The organism is Isobaculum melis, from assembly GCF_900111355.1.
GTDB lineage: Bacteria > Bacillota > Bacilli > Lactobacillales > Carnobacteriaceae > Isobaculum > Isobaculum melis.
In genome coordinates this window covers 130696-149550 of sequence record NZ_FOHA01000006.1, presented here as the reverse complement: position 1 = coordinate 149550, position 18855 = coordinate 130696, and the positions used below count along the sequence as shown (strand labels likewise).

Below are 18855 nucleotides of genomic sequence, written 5' to 3'. Positions count from 1 at the left end.
TGGATAACTTTCTATAAAACCTGTTATAATTTAGTACGGAGTCTTAAAAAGACAATTTTAGATATGGACATATTAAAGATAGACAGCATAAAATACTGGAAATATATACTTGGAGGAGGAATAAGAAAATTGAAATCAAGAACTGAACGTATTATAGAGGACAAACAGCAGCTACTTGCTGAAAAAGGTGCAAATCCTATTGTAAAGAAAAGTATGACACTTATTAGTACAACAGTGGTAATGGGTTCATTTGTGCTCCCTACTTTTTCTGTCTTAGCAAGTGCAAATGAAGCTGCAACGACTAGCCAAAAAAATATTGAAAATCAAGCGGATCAAGAAACTGCTGCTTCTGAAACACCACAAACTGAGGAAGTTGTGGAAACTGTACCTGAAACAGTTGTGCCAACAGAACAAACTCAACCAGAAGTAACCAATGAAACGGTCTCTGAAGAAGTAACGGCTGAAACACCTGTTATTACAGAAGAACAATTAGAAGAAGTTGATATCAAAGAAACTTTCTCACCTGAAGCAAATTATCTCGCTGTTGAAAGAGCTTCAATGTTTAGAAGTACTTTCGCTGTGAATAGTTTTATTGATTCCATTTCAGGTTCTGCTTCACAAATCGCTGCAAATAATGATTTATATGCATCTGTTATGATTGCACAAGCTGTCTTAGAAAGTGCTTATGGACAAAGTGCTCTAGCTTCTGCACCAAACTATAATTTATTTGGTATTAAAGGTTATTATAATGGACAATCTGTTCCAATGAAAACATTAGAAGATGATGGACGCGGCAATTATTATGAAATTATTGCACATTTCCGTAAATACCCTTCTTATCATCAATCATTAGAAGATTATGCACAAGTGCTTAAAACAGGTCCTTCATGGAATCCAAACTATTATTCTGGCGCTTGGAAAAGTAAAACAAACTCTTATAAAGATGCAACTGCATGGTTAACTGGTCGTTATGCAACAGATACTGCCTATGCATCAAAATTAAACAATTTAATTACAACCTATAATTTAACACAATATGACACTGGTAGTTCAAATGGCGGTGGCAACAACAATGGTGGTGGCACGACTACGCCTCCAGTGACACCTCCTACTACAAATGGCAAAACTTATACCGTTGTAAGTGGTGATTCTTTATGGGGCATTGCCAATAAATTTAATGTAACAGTGGCTCAACTTAAAGCTTGGAATAAGCTAACCTCTGATACCATTATCGTTGGTCAAAAATTAATTATTAGTGCAACTGGTGGTGGGAATACTGGTAACAATAATGGTGGCGGTACGACTACGCCTCCAGTGACAACACCTCCTACTACAAATGGCAAAACTTATACGGTAGCTAAAGGCGACTCTCTATGGGGGATTGCCAATAAATTTGGTATTTCTGTTGCACAGCTAAAAGCTTGGAATAAATTATCTTCTGATATGATTATGGTTGGTCAAAAATTAACGGTTAGTGCAACTGGTGGTGGGAACACTGGTAACAATAGTGGTGGTGGTACAACTACGCCTCCAGTGACAACACCTCCTACTACAAACGGCAAAACTTATACAGTTGCTAAAGGTGACTCTTTATGGGCCATTGCCAATAAATTTGGTATTTCTGTTGCACAATTAAAAGCTTGGAATAAATTGTCTTCTGATATCATTGTCATTGGTCAAAAATTAACCGTTAGTGCGAATGGCGGCGGCAATAACAACACTGGTGGTGGAACAACTACTCCTCCAGTGACGACACCTCCTACTACAAACGGAAAAACTTATACGGTAGCTAAAGGTGACTCTTTATGGGCCATTGCCAATAAATTTGGTATTTCTGTTGCACAATTAAAAGCTTGGAATAAACTGTCTTCTGACATCATTGTCATTGGTCAAAAATTAACCGTTAGTGCGAATGGCGGCGGCAATAACAACACTGGTGGTACAACTACGCCTCCAGTGACGACACCTCCTGCTACAAACGGCAAAACTTATACGGTAGCTAAAGGCGACTCTCTATGGGCCATTGCCAATAAATTTGGCATTTCTGTTGCACAGCTGAAAGCTTGGAATAAATTATCTTCTGATATGATTGTGATTGGCCAAAAATTAACGGTTAGTGCAAATGGTGGTAGCAATACAAATGGCGGCGGTACGACAACTTCACCAGTTACACCTCCTTCTGCTACAACTAACAAAACTTATCAAGTTGCTAAGGGTGACTCTTTATGGGCCATTGCCAATAAATTTAAAGTAACTGTTGCTCAAATTAAAACTTGGAATGGCTTAAAATCAGATATCATTTCGATTGGTCAAACACTTAAAGTAAGCCAAAACGGTGGCAGTACAACCACTCCTGCCCCTTCTAAAGCAACAACCCATAAAGTTGTTTTAGGTGATTCATTATGGTCAATTGCCCATCAGTTTAATACTTCAGTTGCGAAGTTAAAACAAATGAACAACTTAAAATCTGATATTATTGTGATTGGACAAACTTTACGTGTTAAATAATTAAACTAAATACCGTTTCAATTAGCTTTATTGCCTAATTGAAACGGTATTTTTGGTATTTAACTTAGCTGATATAAACTGCTCGCTCTTCGCTTAATGATATAAACCATCAGTCTCTTCTTTTGTCACAATATAGATATTTTTCATCTGAGTATAGGCATCTAGCATTGACTTATGTGTCTCACGGCCAATTCCTGATTTTTTATATCCACCAAATGGTGCGCCTGCTGGCAATTGATTGTACGTATTGACCCACATTCGTCCAGTTCGAACACCACGTGCTACTCGTATTGCAGTATTAATATTTTGTGAAAAAACAGCGCCACCTAAACCATAATTAGACTGATTTGCTAAAGCAATCACTTCTGCTTCAGTTTTAAACTTCATGACAGTTGCAACGGGACCAAAAATTTCTTCTTGGGCAATACACATCGTATTATTCGCATCTGCTAATAATGTTGGTGCTAAAAAGGCCCCTTGCTCCAAGTTATTGCCAGTTAGCTGATAGCCACCAGTCACTAAAGTTGCCCCTTCTTTTGTCCCAATTTCAACATATTTCAAAATATCTTTTAGCTGTTTTTCATTGATTTGTGCGCCCATTTGAACACCTGATTCCCACGGCAAACCAACTTTTATTTGTTCAAATTTTTCTTTTAAAGCTGCAACAAATTTATCGTAGATGCCTTCTTGTACAAAGACTCTTGATCCTGCACAACAAACTTGTCCTTGGTTGAATAAAATACCTAATTGTACACCTTCTAAAGCCCTTTCCCAATTTGCATCATCAAAAATAATATTCGCTGACTTACCACCTAATTCTAGCGTTGCAGGAATGAGTTTTTCAGCGGCCGCTTTTGCGACTGTATAGCCAACTTCTGTTGAACCAGTAAATGCTAATTTATCAAAGCCTTCATGCTCTAACATATAATTTCCAGAATCAGAGCCACGTCCTGTGATTAAGTTGACAACCCCCTTGGGAAGCACTTGATCAAGTAGCTTAAATAATTCCAGCAAACTTAATGAGGTTGTTGAAGATGGATGAATCACTACTGTATTACCAGCCGCGATAGCTGGCGCCAATTTCCATGCGCCCATTAATAAAGGAAAATTCCAAGGAATAATTTGTCCCACTACACCAATTGGTTCTTTAATAACAATTGATAATGTATCTTGATCAAAATCTTTCACAGATCCTTCTTCAGCTCGAATAACCCCTGCAAAATAACGGAAATGATCAGCCGTAGCTGGTACATCAATTGTCAATGTCTCTCGTAACGGCTTGCCATTATCCAATGTTTCAATAAGTGCTAAGTGCTCTTTGTTAGCGTCAATTAAATCAGCAATTTGTAATAGTAAGTTACTACGCGTCAGAACATCGACATCTTTCCATAATTTAAATGCTTCTTGGGCTGCGCTAACTGCCTGGTCTACATCCTCATGTGTTGCATCCACAAAATCTGCTAGCTTCTCTCCATTACTTGGGTTGAAACTAGTAATTGTCCGTTCACCAGAACCTTTCGTCCACACACCATCAATATATAATTGATACTGCTTATCCACTACGTTATCAAACTCAATTGGTCTATTCATTAAGAATCCACCTTTCTTATTTTGGTTACGCTTTCATTATATTCTTTATTGAGGATAAGTAAATAGATTCAAGGGAAACGTAAGAGATTTTTAACAACTAATTAAATTGGTATATCTAAAAAAATAGTGCATATAAAAAAGCGATTAGATAGATTGACTATCTAATCGCTTTTTAAATAACTGCTAGCTTCTTTCTAGTTGTCCAACTTTCACCTCTAAAGAGAAGTACATTTGAAAATAAATATAAGTCACCACTAATTATTTTGTAAAATATTACGACTTAACAAAGTTTCATAAGCGTATTCAAATTTTTGAACATCTCCTGCTCCCATAAAAATAACAACAGCATCTTTGTGCTCTAACAATGGAGACATATTTTCTTCGCTTAAAACTTCAGCAGGTCCTTTGACACGATCTGCTAAGTCTTGAATGGATACACTGCCTTGATCTTCTCTAGCAGAACCAAAGATATCACATAAATAAACACTATCAGCCAAGTTTAAAGCTTCAGCAAATTCGCTTAATAAAGCAACAGTTCTTGTAAATGTATGTGGTTGGAAAACCGCAATAATTTCTTTAGTTGGATATTTTTGTCTTGCAGCATCAAGGGTTGCACGAATTTCTGCTGGATGGTGAGCATAGTCATCAATAATGGTCATATCTCCCATCGTTTTTTCACTAAATCTACGTTTTACACCTTGGAATGTTGTTAAATTGTCTCTGACTAAAGCTTTATCTAGGCCTTCGTAATGACAAACTGCAATAACAGCTAGTGCATTTAGGACATTATGTGTCCCAAAAGTAGGGATTTCAAAATGCTCATAAAATGCTTGATTTACATAAACATCAAAGCTTGAACCAGTAACTGTCCGAGAAATATTTTTAGCTTGGAATTGATTGTCTTCTCCTAAGCCATAGAAAACAACAGGAACATCTGCTTTTATTTTTCTTAACTCTGCATCATCACCACAAGCAATAATTGCTTTTTTTACTTGAGTAGCCAAAGATTGGAAAGCATTAAAAACATCATCTAAGCCAGTAAAATAATCTGGATGATCAAAGTCAATATTTGTCATAATGGCATAATCAGGGACATAAGATAAAAAATGTCGACGATATTCACATGCTTCTAACGCAAAAAATTGTGCCCCTTTTTCACCATGTCCAGTACCATCACCAATTAAAAAGCTAGTAGGCGCAATATTGCGCAACACATGAGCGAGCAAACCAGTTGTACTGGTTTTACCATGAGAACCAGTTACTGCAATACTTGTAAACTGTTGAATCAAATCTCCTAAAAATTTATGGTAACGAATAACTGGAATATTTTGGTTCATCGCTGCTTGAATTTCTTCATGATTATCTGGAAATGCATTTCCCGCAATAACAGTTAAGCCTGGGACAATATTTTTTTCTCCAAATGGAAAAATTTGAATCCCTGCCTCTTCAATACCTTTTTGTGTAAAAAAGTATTTTTCAACATCAGAGCCTTGTACTTTAAATCCTTTATCATGTAAAATAAGCGCCAATGCACTCATACCCGAACCTTTTATGCCAACAAAATGGTAAATTGTATCCTTAATCATCAAAAAAACCCCTTCAATATAATCTATATTTATCATCGTTTTATTTTATCTTTATATGAACGCATACCAGTATACCATGATTTTATTTTTTTTTCTGTAAAAAACAACATTTTTCATTTACCATTTTAAATCACTAACTAACAATCATCTGAAATTGTATACTGTCGTTTGGCTAATTCATCTTTTGTTAAATAAACATCACGTGGTTTTGAGCCATTATTACCAGAGATAAGACCTTGCTCTTCTAGCTGATCAACAATTCGTGCAGCTCGATTATAGCCAATATTAAATTTTCTTTGTAAAACAGAAACAGAGATATTTCCTTGTTCAACCATTAATTCCAAGACTTGATCATAATATTCATCTTGGCTCTCATTATCAGAAATTCTTGCTAATAAGGTTTCAGGCTCAAATAAATATTGTGGAGCGCGCTGATCCTTCACATGTTGTACAATTTGATCAATTTCTTCCTCAACATAGGTACCTTGTACACGTATTGGTTGACCAATCCCATTTTCAAGAAACAGCATATCCCCTCTTCCAAGTAACCGTTCTGCTCCTCCAACATCAATAATGGTTCTGGAATCTACTTGACTAGATACCATAAAAGCAACCCTTGTTGGAATATTATTTTTAATGGTTCCAGTAATCACATCTACACTTGGTCTTTGAGTTGCAACAATCAAATGAATGCCTGCAGCTCTGGCTTTTTGTGTAATACGGGCAATATAATCCTGCACTTCATTACTTGCCACCATCATTAAATCAGCTAATTCATCAATGATAATCACAATATAAGGAAGCTTTAAGCCATGCTCTTCTGCTTGTTCGGCTTTTTCATTAAATTTCTCAATATTTCTAACCCCTGCAGCTGCTAATTTTTGATACCTTGTTTCCATTTCATCTACAGCCCATTTAAGGGCTTCGGCTGCAGCTTTTGGTTCAGAAATAACCGGCGATAATAAATGAGGAATATCATTATAAGGTGCTAATTCAACTGCTTTTGGATCAATTAAAATGAGTTTAAGCTCACTTGGATTAGCTTTATATAGTAAACTAACAAGTAATGAGTTAATAAAGACACTTTTACCTGAGCCAGTTGCCCCTGCAATTAAGCCATGTGGCATCTTATCTAAGGTCGATACAACTGCTTCTCCAGATAAGTTAACCCCAATAGCAACTGTTAAAGGCGAGGTACTTTGCATAAATTGTTTACTGCTCATTACCTCAGATAACATTACCGCACGCATTTTTAAATTAGGAATTTCGACCCCTACTGTACTTTTACCAGGTATGGGTGCTTCAATCCGAATATCCTTAGCTGCTAAAGCCAGTTTTAAATCATCACTTAAATTGGTAATTTTATTTACTTTTACTCCTCGACCAAGCTGTAATTCAAATTGTGTGACAGCAGGACCAACTGTCCAGCTGACAACTTGCGCTTCCACGCCAAAAGCACTTAATGATTCATTTAATAAGGTTGCTTGTGTTAAAACCCACTCATCTTGTTCATCATTTAGCGCATTACTTGGTGGTTTTAATAATTGCAATGAGGGAAATAGATACGCCGCTGTATGTTGCTGACTTGCATCAAAAGCAGGTGCAATTTCCTCTTGATAATGGGTCAGGGTTGCTTCGTCTGTTGCTTCATCTTCTATTTCTAGTGTTTCTTCTATCACAGTAGCTTCTGCCAAAGGAACTTCAACTAAAGCTTCAGCTTCAACATGTGCTTCCTCACTAACTGCGATTGCTTCTGATAACGCTTCAGTTTGTGTTATCGCAACATGTTGGCTATGCATCTCGAGAGAAACAGCTTCTAAGCGTTGAATGCTAGCTTCTAATTCTAGCTCATCAAGTTCTGCTTCTTCTGATAATACTGTTTCTGGCTCACAATCAAGCGGTAAATCTTCCAGTGGTTCAACTGCTAATGCCTCAGCTTTACTTATTTCAGACATATTGGATAAGTCAGATTCTTCTTCAAATAATAAATAAGTATCTTTCTCTTTTAAAAATAAGCTTTCAAGTTCTTCATAATCTACTTCTTGCTGCTCTTCTTTCAGAAATCCATACATTGGTGAGGGGACAGCACTTGCTCTAAAGGGCGTTGATGTACGCTTTTCTTCATAAGCTGTTTCTTTTTTATGCTGGTTTAATGTCTCTCTATTTTGAAGGCGCTCTTGAATACGCTGCTCCTGTTGCTTCAAGCTACGTTCAAAGGTTGTTTCTTCTTTTTTATTTTCTAACGTACGATAACGTTGTGCTTCTTCAAAAACATCAACGGGTTGTTTAGTTTCAGTTGTAAGATAAGAATGCTCCCCATGTTTGCTAAAAAGAGGATCTGGAATATTTTTTCTTTTTCTTTTCTTTTTACTACGAGAAAAACTGGTTAATGGTTCTGTATTGGGCACTAATGTTGTAGAGTCTGATTGTTGATTATCTGCCAGCAGGACATCTCTTTTTTTACGCTCACTTTGATGATAGCTTGGACCTTCATATCCACTCATAGTCATTACCCCTTTTTCTTAGTATCTTTCCATTTAAGTTTACCATACTACAAGAAAAAGCCAAAAAGAAAAAGGGATAATTATCCCTTTTTTAATTTTATCTTAACATATCTCCAAAATCTCGACCAAACTGTTTACATTGTTCTATCATCTCATCATCCGGCTGTAAATCAATCTTTAAACCAGGTAAAACAACTTCTGCTCCTATTTCCTTCAAACGTTCTTCAAGGAAATTTACTGCAACACAATAGTATTGCTCATAGAAGGTATCGCCAGAACCAAAGGCTGCTGCTTTTTTTCCTGATAACTGAATATCTGCTAAATCTTCATAAAAATCTTGATAGTCTCCTGGAAAATAACCACCATCATAAGTACAGCTTCCTAAAAGTACGCCATCATAGGCTTCTAATGATTGCACATCATCCACCATTGCACCTTCTTCTAAATCCACTTCTATATTTTTTTCTTCTAATCCTTCTTTAATAAATTCAGCCATTTCCTCAGTATTTCCGGTCACTGAACCATAAACAATTTTAACTTTCATTCTTCTTCCTCATTTCGTAATTATTCATTGCTCCACTCTCCATTTTACATGAAATCAACAAAGAATACTTGAAATCTGCTTTTTATTTGTAAAAAATTAATATTTTATCTTATTTCATAAAAAAAGCGCCCTAAGTAGGACGCTTCTTGAATGAATCACTTTAAACTTAGTGGATCATACGCACTAAATTTTCTTTCTAATACCTGCTGACCAACACTAAACAATGTACAAATTGCCCAATAAATCAACGCGACTAAAATATACATGGTCATATAATCAAATTCTCGTCCACCGACAATTTTAGCTTGTTGAAAGATTTCTGGGACTGTTATCATCGCTGCTAATGAGGTTGCTTTTATCATATCTAACATAATATTTCCCATAGCAGGCATTGCCACTCGAATTGCCTGTGGTAAAATAATCTTCTTTAAGATAAAACCATAGGGCATTCCTAAGGCATAAGCTGCTTCCCACTGGCCTTTATCTACTGAGCCAATGGCTGCGCGATTCACTTCAGCAAGATATGCTGCACTATTTAAACTGAACCCGATTAAAGCTGCTGTAACGGCCTTAAATTGAATACCGATAAACGGAAAACCAAAATAGAGAATAAATAAAATCACTAGCATTGGTGTTCCCCTCATTAAGGAAATATAGCATCTAGCTGGGATTCTTAAAATAGCTGATTTTGACATTCTAGCTAAGGATAAAAATAAGCCCAGTATCATGCCAATTGTCATACTCACTACTGCTATGAGTAAGGTATATCCTATTCCCTGTAACACAAAAGGAAAAGAATCAATTGCTAACTGAGGATTAAATACATATTGCCATTGAATCGCTCCCATATTTAGCAACCTAATCTACTTTTACATCAGCAGTAATTTCAACATCTGGCTCAACAGAAACATCTGCGCCACCAAAGAATTTTTCAGATAATTCTTTTAATGTGCCATCTTTTTCCATTTCAGCTAAGGTATCGTTGACTTTTTCTAATAAATTAGTATTACCTTTTTTGATGACTAAACCTGCACTTGTTGGATTATAAAATAAATCTGGATGAATTTTTACACCTAAATCTGGAAAAGCTTTCACTGCCATGCTTTGTAAATAGAAATCATTTAACACCACATCTGTGCGGCCATTTCCTACATCCATTAAGTATTGATCATTGGTTACATTATCATAAATGATTGGTTCTGCACCAAAACCTTCAGAAATTTGCATATAGATGGTTGTTGCACCACCAGCAGATTTTTTGCCTTTTAAATCTTCCATTTTATGAATTCCGGATAAATCGTCTTCTCTAACAATCATACTTCCATAAGAATATTTATGTGGTGTTGAGAAGTCAAATTTTTCTTTACGACTCTCTGTAATATCGATATCATTAGCAGCCATATCTACTTGTCCACTATTAACTGCTGAAAACATGCCATCAATACCCATTTCTTCAAAGTTTACTTCTAAATCTAAACGCTTTGCTAATTCTTTAACAACTTCAACTTCATAACCAGTTAACTCGCTTGTTTCTTGGTCATGAAAAGACGTTGGATATAAAGTACCAGAAGTCGCTACTTTTAGTATGCCATTTTCTACAATTTTATCTGAAGCGTCTTCTTTTTTAGTTGCGGTTTCTTTCTTATCCCCTGAACAACCTGCTAATACGATCATACTTAAACATGCAACCAACATGAAACGAAATTTCTTTGCCACTTTCAAAACTCCTTTATAAATGATTGTTGCGATTTTATTTTTGTAAAAGCAATTTTTATGTATATCAGCTCTATGTTTGCGCTCTCATATTACTTTTGACAAATTCGCACCTCTTAAGTTTATAAGAATTCATGAGGAGAAGCAATTATTTTGCCTAACCACATAAATAAGGCGCATCATTAAGATGCGCCTTATTCGTCCACTATTTATTTTACATCGGTTGCAGGATCAAATGCTTTACCTGTTGCAACAGTATCGTCTAATACTAAAATACCTTTTACTGCCGGTGCATTTGCTAAGCCTAATTCTTTAGCAGAGCAGACCATTCCTTGGCTACGTTTCCCACGTAACTCACCATCCCAAATAATCATACCAGATGGCATAACCGCACCAATTTTAGCAATAACAACCTTTTGGCCTTGGGCAATATTACTTGCACCACAAACAATTTGAACCACTTCATTTTGATCTAATTCAATTTGCGTCACTGATAAATGATCAGAATCTTCATGTGGCACACATTCTTTGACAAAGCCAACCACAAATTTAGGTTGATCATCTACAGCTAGCAACTCTTTAAAGCCAGCTTTAGCAATTTGCTCATTTAATAAAGTGACAAGCGCTTCATCTAACTTAACTTGTCCTACTTCTGAAATTTTTGTTAATTGTGAGATATTAAAAAAGTTATAGCCAACAGTTTGGTCAGTTTCGGTTTGATAAATACGTGCAACATCTCCTACACGATCAAATTCTTGCTCAGCATATGAGCTTTTAGCTAAAGTTACAAGTAGTGTATCTCCTACACCATTTTCATTATAAAAAGCAATATTCATTCTGTTTTAACCTCATTTTCTATTTATGTTTCTTCACTACGAACAACTAATACATCACAAGGTGCATGACTGATGATAAAGCTACTAACACTTCCCATTAAAAAGCGCTCTACAGCACTCAAGCCACTTTGTCCACAAAGAATTAAATCAACCTGTTCATTCTTAGGAATATCTTGTGCCAACAATTCTTTTGGTGAACCTGTTTCAACAATTGTTTGAATCTCTTCTATCCCCTTTTGATGTGCTAAGTCAGCATAAGCATCTAGCTTTACTTGCATACTTTGATGAAGCTCCTCAAACATTCCTGCATCCATAATTGAAGTTTCCGAACTAAATGAACGAATATCTACAACATGACACAGTAATAATGCAGCGTGATTTACTTTGGCAACATGCACCGCTTTCTCAAAAGCTTGTTCTGACTGATCACTACCATCAATTGCTACCATTACTTTATGATACTCATGCAAGGTTTCTACCATTTCTATCACTCCTTAGATTAGTGTTCTTCCTCTATTATCATACCACCAAGCAGGCATTGCCACAAGCTTCAGGCATAAAATTTCAAATAGAAAATCAGCTTATTTCTGTATTGATTAAAATATATCTAAGCAATCGTTTCATTGGCTATTTGCTTGAATCAGGTCTACAATTATCTCATACAAGAGAGGGGTTTGATGAATATGTCAACAAAACGCCACGGAGAAGAAGAAAACAGAGCTTCCTTTAAAGAAGCTAAAAATAAAGAAATCTTTGAAGCATCCATTGATAAACAAAGAGAACAGGTTGCAAAAGAAAAAGAAGAGAAAGAAGCAAAGCGGAATTTGAAAGAAGAAGCTAGACGTGAAAAAGAAGGAAAATAAGCAATGAGCTTGAGATAACATACTGTCTCAAGATTTTTTGTTGACTAATAGCATAAAAAACCAGCTATTTATCATAGCTGGCAGCATGTTATTTTACAGGAAGAGACGCAATAAACTGTTCAATCTCCTCTTGTGTTTTACGATCTTTGCTCACAAAACGACCAATTTCTTCGCCAGCTTCAAAAGCTACAAAGCTGGGAATCCCAAAAATGGCTAAATCGCTACATAAATCTATCATTTCGTCACGATCAACACTTAGAAATTGATAGGTTGTAAATTTTTCTTCAATTTCTGGCATAAAAGGTTTAATAAATACACAATCCCGGCACCAGTCTGCTGTAAATAGCAAAATTGTTTTTCCATGCTTGATTTGTTCTTGATAAGCTTCCATTGAAGTTAAACTTTTCATTTCAATCTCCCCTTAAGCATTTTGAATGATTGCATCCACTGTTTTTCGATCTAGTTTTTGAACAACTTCAAGTACCATCGCTTTTGCAGCTATATAATCATCTAGATGATAAACCGTTTGATGTGTATGAATATAACGTGCACAAACACCAATTACCGCACTTGGAATCCCATTATTCATCATATGTGATGCACCAGCATCTGTTCCACCTTGTGAAACAAAATATTGATAAGGAATATCTTTTGCTTCCGCAGTTTCAATTAAGAAGTTACGCATACTTTTCAGTGTAATCATCCCTGGATCAAAGATTCTTAGTAAGAAGCCTGCTCCTAAATGACCATACTTACTTTTATCTCCAGTTAAATCATCTGCAGCTGAACAGTCAACAGCAAAGAATAAATCTGGTTTTAATTGATGAACCGCACCTTTTGTTCCACGTAGGCCCACTTCTTCTTGGACATTAGCACCCATAATTAAAGTAATAGGTAATTCAACATCTTTTAAAGCACGCAATGTTTCAATCACAACTGTACAACCATAACGATTATCCCATGATTTTCCAACGATTTTCTTACCATTTGCCATAAGACGAGTTTCAACATCTGGTACAATTGAATCGCCAGGTCGCACGCCATAAGATATGGCTTCTTCTTTTGAATCAAAGCCTGCATCAAATAAGATATCTTTGACATCCAATGTTCCTTGAGGCCCTTTATCTCTTAATAAATGTGGAGGAATTGAAGACGAAACAACTGGATAATCCCCTTTAGCTGTTTGCAAAGTAAAACGCTGTGCTGAAACAACATATGGATTCCAGCCACCTAAAGGAACAACTCTTAATAAGCCTTGCTCTGTAATTTGAGCCACTAAGAACCCTACTTCGTCCATGTGTGCCGCAACCATCACACGTGGTGCATTTTCAACTTTACTATGCTTAATCCCAAAAATACCACCTAAGCCATCTTGGACAATTTCATCCACAAGCGGTGTCATTTCTGCACGCATGACTTCGCGAACATTGTGTTCAAAGCCACTAGTTCCTTGTAATTCTGTCATTTTTTTGATTAAATCAAACGTTTTGTCTGTCATTTGGTATTGTATTTATTTCATTTGCTGAGAAATAAATACACTCCCCTCCTTCAATTGAATTCATAACACCATTTATTATACATGAAATTTCCTATTTTTTTAAAGAAAAGCGATTTATTTTAATCATTCTATTATTTTTTTGAAAAAAAGTAGATATTTAGTTATCTTTCATAAAAAATTGTGTATACTATACTTAAGTCAAGATTGATCTAAAGGGAGGACTGAACACATGTCTCAGAAAAATAAAAATGGTTTAATTTTCCTTGGTGGACTAGTTATTGGTGCTGCTGCAAGTTGGGGTGCTAGCTGGTTTATTCGAAATAAAAAAGGAATTCACGGAGATGATATTTTAATTCGTGTCAAAAATATGTTCTTAAAGGAAGGCCCCATTGAAGGCTCTTGGATTGAATTAAAAAAAGTTCCTTTTAATAAATATGCGCTGCATACAGATATTTATTATGGTGGCATCACTCGTAAAGAAAATGATGAGCTTGTTCAATATGAATTTTATGCAGATGCCTATACAGGCGCTGTGTTAGATTTGTATAGACTATAAAAATAACCATGTAAAGAAAATTACTTCTTTACATGGTTGTTTTTTATTTGATTGAATTGACTGATATCTAAACCAAATAAAAGAATTAAAAAGAGCAGAGCTACTTCATTTGGTAATTGGAAAAATAATAGAACACTATAGCTTAGAACAAAACCTAAAAGCATGAAAATTGCCGTTGTTAAACTGAAATTCATTGTTTTTTTCCGATGGTAATAAAAGATAAGGTGCTTTGTAAGATAGAAAATAGTCGCTGAACTATAAAACAGCGTTAAGGTAAGCACTGGGTTGATTGTATCAACAATCAGAAAATGGCTAGCTACTGCAAAAATCATCAGAGGCACAAGGATAAAATAATGCCCATAAAGAAGCAGTTGTCCATTTGTTTTAAGCTGGTTATCCATCAGACTTTCTGCATTATCGTAATACGACCAAAACATGGTACAAATTAAACCAAATAGCAACAAGACTTTCAACATCACAGAGACATCATAAGTGTTTGTACTTAAAATACCAGTAATCACAACGATACTTTCTCCAAATGTAATAATGACAAACAAGCCAAAACGCTCGGCTAAATGCGGAAAATCTACCGCAAATTTTTTGAGATGATTTTTATAAAGTAAGGGAAATAAAATATCCAAGAAAATACCTAAGAACATCACACTATAACGAATCGTTCCCTCAAAAAGCATGGACATACCAGCAACCACAATTCCGATTGAGAATAATTTCCCAAGTAAAATCGCTGTCTGAGTATAAATCGGATTGCAATGCTTAGATACACTGAAATACTCAATCACTGTAACAAGCCTAATGCCCAGATAACAAAGGATAAAGCTAAAATAGGTTTTATCAAAATTTAAATTAAAGCTAGCCGTCATTAAAATTAATAAAGCCATTTGAATCATCATATAAATTTGTGGATACTTCAAATCTTCCCCATAACGATTAAAGAACATTGTTTGCCCTACCCATGCCCACCACATTGGGGTAATCATTAATAAATATTCTAGTAAGTAAAACCAAGTCTTTTCAGGCTCTTGACCAATTTGTAGTACATGATGATTGGCTGATGAAACACCTACTACAAAGACTAGGTCAAAAAATAGCTCTAGCCACGTAACTTTTCTTTCTTTTTTCATAAGCTTCAGTTCCCCTTTTTATGCATTCAGCTTTATTTTATCATCCCTTATCCTCTCTCAAGAAAAGAACCAATCTGCATACAAAAAATACCCAACCACCTAAAGATGATTGGATATTACTTATTTGTACTATCTCTTAGGATAACGCGCTTCTAAACGATAAATACGCTGCCCTCTTGAAGAGAATTTTTCTTCATATTCAGTCATGATATTCCCCTCATAGTCACTTGTATGCAAATCTAACCAAACTTGCTGTAGTAACATACCATATTGAGACATACTTGCTAAGGAATACTCAAATAACCCTTGATTATCTGTTTTAAAGTGAATCTCACCTTCTGGGATTAAAACCTCTTCATAAGCTTGTAAAAAGTCCTTATAGGTTAATCTTCTTTTTTCATGTCTTGTCTTTGGCCAAGGATCAGAAAAGTTTAAATAAACACGTTTGACTTCCCCTTTTTCAAAATATTGAGCCAGTGAGCCACCATTTGCATGAAGTAATTGTAAATTTGGTAAATCCGCTTCAATTAACTTATCTAAAGCAACCACTACAACACTCATTTGTAGCTCTACACCAATATAATTAATTTCCGGATGTGCTTTTGCCATCTCTGTAATGAAACGACCTTTTCCTGTTCCAACTTCAATATGGATAGGCTGTTCTTTAGCAAAACGCTCTTGCCATTTTCCCTTCCAACTTTCAGGATTGGGTACTACATATTTTGTATTTTTTGCAATTTTTTCATCTGAACCTGGTTTATTTCTTAAACGCATAATGTCTCTCCTATTTTTTAAGATATGATTATTCTACCACAAAGGGAAGCTTTCGTCTGTTATTGTTTTGAATAAAGGATTTTTCATAAGAAAAACGAACCTATCAATCTACTGATAGGTTCGGAAATGATTCCGTTGGTTGAAAAACTTTTTCCAATAACATTAAATCATGATTCATTTCATGGAAACGACCTTTTTGATGATACTGTTTAATACGATTTAACAAATTAATCATGCCATACCAACTAATTCGTTTTAATAAATCTGGCGTTAAGGGCTCACCATATTCAAGTAACCACTCTGACCATTTTTCTCTTGCAACATATTGATAAAGCAGCATACTAATATCAATAACAGGATCAGCTAATAGTGCCATATCCCAATCAACCAAGTAAAGCTTACTTTCATCAGATAGCAACCAATTTTTGCGATAAATATCACCATGACAAACTGAAACGGAAACATTAGGCAGGCTCTTGCTTTCTTCAGTAAGTTTTTGTTGCACTTTTTTAATCAGAGGATGTCCTTTTAACTCAGGATCTAAATCCATTTGAAATAATTCTAAAAAGTCTGCTGGTGTTGTTTTAACGCCACCAACTCTTTTAAGCATTTTCTTTAAAGGTAAAGAGGTATGAATTTTTCGAAGTAATTTCGCTACTTGTGGTGAATCCATTTCTTCTTTCAGTAAAACTCGTCCATTTAACCATTCTTGTGCAGTTAAAACATCTCCATTGCCCATTCGCTTGGTCCAGACTAATCTAGGTGTTACACCTTCTAAAGAAAGCGCAGCTAAAAAAGGTGAAGAATTTCGTTTTAAAAAAACTTTTTCTTCAGCTCGAATACCAATATATGCTCTTCCAGTGTCACCACCAGCTGGTAATAATTGCCAGCCTGTATCTAAGTCAAATTCCACAATGGCTCATCCTTCTATGTTTTATATTGTAAAACTAAAATGGTATTTTAATCATGTATGTTTATTTTAGGGCTGTTCGCGCATTTCGTCAAGTAGACATACGTTCTTTTGGAAAATTATTTTCTGTTCAATAAAATAAAACTGCCTGCAATAGACAGTCTTACCTTTTAAAGCATGTCATTTTTTTAAACAAGCTCGCCACAAACACGTGTTACTTCCTGAGCATAAAGTTCTTGTAATTTTGTTACAATAGGACCTACTTTCCCATCGCCAACAGATGCACCATCAAGTGTCACAACAGGCATGACTTCCAATGTTGTACTTGAAATAAAAACCTCATCTGCTTGTTTTAATTGTTCAAGAGTATAAGGTTCTTCTTTTACCTTCAAACCAGCTTCACGAGCTATTTTTAAAATCACAAGTTTTGTAATCCCAGCTAGAATAAGATTTCCATCAGGATGGGTATAAATCACATCATCTTTAATCATCCAGCTATTTGAAGAAGAAGCTTCCGTCACAATTCCATCACGATGTTGAATTGCTTCAAAAGCACCTACTTTATGAGCTTCATGTTTTGCCATTACATTTCCAAGCAGACTAATTGATTTAATATCACAATGCAGCCAGCGCATGTCAGGAATCGTAATTGCTGCAACTCCTTTGCTCATCAATACTGCATCTCTTGGAACAACGGTTGTTGAAGCAGTAAAGACAGGTGTTACTTTTTCAGGATCTGGATAGGCATGATTTCTTGGGCTACCATTCCCTCTTGTTAATTGAAAATAAATATTGCCAGTGTCAATTTGATTTTCTTTTATCAATGAGATAATCAGTTGTTTTAGTTCTTCTTTAGTAAAAGGCATCTTTAAGTCAATTTTATCTGCTCCACGAAACATCCGATCAATATGCTCATCAATTGTAAAAAGTGTGCCATTATATGCGCGAATCACTTCATAAAGTCCATCACCAAACTGATACCCTCGATCCTCTAAATCAATTTTAACAGAGGCTCTATCTACAATTTCTTTATTCCAGATTACTTTCATTTTCCCAACCTACCCTTCACTTGATTCTATTTTTCTATTATACATGCTTCAAGTCAATAATAAAAATTTTTTTATAGAATCTCTGAAAGATTTTTTGAGTAAAAACTAAAAAAGCTCAAAATAAGGTTCATCCCTCATTTTTGAGCTTCTTTATTTCCTCTTATTGGTTAAAGTGACGAATATGATCTAAAACTTCATCCCCATAAAAATTCTTAACAATCGCTTGAATATCACCAAAATGCGGTTTTGAGCCATAAACTTCTTCTATTTCCCCAACTGCATCATAGAATAGACTTTTATTTGGTTCCCATTGTGCTTCAATGTCTTCTACAAGTTTTCTACCTTTTTCTGTTATGTATACCATTGTGACGCGCTTGTCTTCATTATTTTTTTCTAACCTTAGTAAGCCTTTCTTTTCTAAGCTTTTTGAAAAATTTACTGCAGTTGAGATATGCATGGTACCTAATAAAGCAATATCTGTTATCGTACAACACTCCTTTGAATAGGCAACCAATAAAGTATTATGCTCATTGATATTTAGTCCACTTTTACTTAACCAATCATTCCAATCTTTTTCAACAATTTTCCAAAAAGCTTTACTTAATTGAAAGATCTTATGATGGTAATTATTTCTACTATTTTTTGGATAACTCTCTTTTTCCATACTAAAACTTCCTTTCGCATTTCTTTTGATGCTTACTATAAGCTGTAACAGATAATCATTAGTATTCATTTAAACACAACCATCATTATACTCTAATAGTTAATAAAGATATATAGTG

Annotated in this window: 18 protein-coding genes; 3 read left to right on the top strand and 15 right to left on the bottom strand. The window is 35.2% G+C overall.

From position 1 onward, the window contains the following. Window positions 1-129 precede the first annotated feature (129 nt). On the top strand, window positions 130-2508 hold the full coding sequence (locus BMW29_RS06615) for a LysM peptidoglycan-binding domain-containing protein (RefSeq protein ID WP_245706245.1): 2379 nt from the start codon (window positions 130-132) through the stop codon (window positions 2506-2508). Between the two features lie 93 nt (window positions 2509-2601). Here the strand turns inward: BMW29_RS06615 and BMW29_RS06610 are convergent, their stop codons facing one another. From BMW29_RS06610 to BMW29_RS06575, 8 genes are all read right to left on the bottom strand, one after another. Next, the gene (locus BMW29_RS06610; protein WP_092651661.1) at window positions 2602-4098 is read right to left on the bottom strand and encodes an aldehyde dehydrogenase family protein; all 1497 of its coding nucleotides are present in this window, start codon (window positions 4096-4098) and stop codon (window positions 2602-2604) included. Window positions 4099-4352: 254 nt separating this feature from the next. Beyond that, window positions 4353-5684, bottom strand: a complete 1332-nt coding sequence (gene murC, locus BMW29_RS06605; protein WP_143047341.1) for a UDP-N-acetylmuramate--L-alanine ligase — start codon at window positions 5682-5684, stop codon at window positions 4353-4355. A gap of 137 nt (window positions 5685-5821) precedes the next feature. Beyond that, the gene (locus BMW29_RS06600) at window positions 5822-8188 is read right to left on the bottom strand and encodes a DNA translocase FtsK (RefSeq protein ID WP_092651657.1); all 2367 of its coding nucleotides are present in this window, start codon (window positions 8186-8188) and stop codon (window positions 5822-5824) included. A gap of 97 nt (window positions 8189-8285) precedes the next feature. Then, window positions 8286-8732, bottom strand: a complete 447-nt coding sequence (locus BMW29_RS06595; protein ID WP_092651655.1) for a flavodoxin — start codon at window positions 8730-8732, stop codon at window positions 8286-8288. A 155-nt stretch (window positions 8733-8887) separates the two neighbouring features. Continuing rightward, window positions 8888-9580: an amino acid ABC transporter permease gene (locus tag BMW29_RS06590; RefSeq protein WP_092651653.1), complete on the bottom strand. Its 693-nt coding sequence runs from the start codon at window positions 9578-9580 to the stop codon at window positions 8888-8890. A 10-nt stretch (window positions 9581-9590) separates the two neighbouring features. Further along, a complete protein-coding gene (locus tag BMW29_RS06585; RefSeq protein WP_245706244.1) occupies window positions 9591-10448 on the bottom strand; it encodes a transporter substrate-binding domain-containing protein in 858 nt (285 codons plus the stop codon). 206 nt (window positions 10449-10654) lie between these two features. Further along, window positions 10655-11281, bottom strand: a complete 627-nt coding sequence (gene ytpR / locus BMW29_RS06580) for a YtpR family tRNA-binding protein (RefSeq protein ID WP_092651651.1) — start codon at window positions 11279-11281, stop codon at window positions 10655-10657. A gap of 23 nt (window positions 11282-11304) precedes the next feature. Further along, window positions 11305-11763, bottom strand: a complete 459-nt coding sequence (locus BMW29_RS06575) for a universal stress protein (protein WP_092651649.1) — start codon at window positions 11761-11763, stop codon at window positions 11305-11307. A 195-nt stretch (window positions 11764-11958) separates the two neighbouring features. Here BMW29_RS06575 and BMW29_RS06570 point away from each other — a divergent pair, with 195 nt between their 5' ends. Next, window positions 11959-12144 carry a hypothetical protein gene (locus BMW29_RS06570; protein WP_143047340.1) on the top strand — a complete coding sequence of 62 codons (186 nt, stop codon included), beginning with the start codon at window positions 11959-11961 and terminating at the stop codon, window positions 12142-12144. An 88-nt stretch (window positions 12145-12232) separates the two neighbouring features. Here BMW29_RS06570 and BMW29_RS06565 read toward each other — a convergent pair whose 3' ends face one another. After that, window positions 12233-12553, bottom strand: a complete 321-nt coding sequence (locus tag BMW29_RS06565) for a thioredoxin family protein (RefSeq protein ID WP_092651645.1) — start codon at window positions 12551-12553, stop codon at window positions 12233-12235. Window positions 12554-12565: 12 nt separating this feature from the next. Next, the gene (pepA, locus tag BMW29_RS06560) at window positions 12566-13642 is read right to left on the bottom strand and encodes a glutamyl aminopeptidase (RefSeq protein WP_092651643.1); all 1077 of its coding nucleotides are present in this window, start codon (window positions 13640-13642) and stop codon (window positions 12566-12568) included. A gap of 229 nt (window positions 13643-13871) precedes the next feature. Between pepA and BMW29_RS06555 the strand changes: the two genes are divergently transcribed. Continuing rightward, window positions 13872-14198, top strand: a complete 327-nt coding sequence (locus BMW29_RS06555; protein WP_092651641.1) for a PepSY domain-containing protein — start codon at window positions 13872-13874, stop codon at window positions 14196-14198. A gap of 20 nt (window positions 14199-14218) precedes the next feature. On the opposite strand, the gene BMW29_RS06550 is transcribed toward BMW29_RS06555, so the two are convergent. The 5 genes from BMW29_RS06550 to BMW29_RS06530 form a co-directional block, all read right to left on the bottom strand. Beyond that, window positions 14219-15340: a low temperature requirement protein A gene (locus BMW29_RS06550; protein WP_092651639.1), complete on the bottom strand. Its 1122-nt coding sequence runs from the start codon at window positions 15338-15340 to the stop codon at window positions 14219-14221. A 129-nt stretch (window positions 15341-15469) separates the two neighbouring features. After that, entirely contained in the window at window positions 15470-16114 is a 645-nt protein-coding gene (gene trmB, locus BMW29_RS06545; RefSeq protein WP_092651637.1) for a tRNA (guanosine(46)-N7)-methyltransferase TrmB, read from the bottom strand. Between the two features lie 103 nt (window positions 16115-16217). Then, window positions 16218-17027 (bottom strand): phosphotransferase family protein, encoded by an 810-nt coding sequence (locus BMW29_RS06540; protein ID WP_092651635.1) that lies wholly within the window; start codon window positions 17025-17027, stop codon window positions 16218-16220. Window positions 17028-17212: 185 nt separating this feature from the next. Continuing rightward, window positions 17213-18073 (bottom strand): D-amino-acid transaminase, encoded by an 861-nt coding sequence (gene dat / locus BMW29_RS06535; protein ID WP_092651633.1) that lies wholly within the window; start codon window positions 18071-18073, stop codon window positions 17213-17215. A 160-nt stretch (window positions 18074-18233) separates the two neighbouring features. Beyond that, complete coding sequence (locus BMW29_RS06530) at window positions 18234-18737, bottom strand: HTH-type transcriptional regulator Hpr (RefSeq protein ID WP_177165700.1); 504 nt, start codon at window positions 18735-18737, stop codon at window positions 18234-18236. Window positions 18738-18855 lie beyond the last annotated feature (118 nt).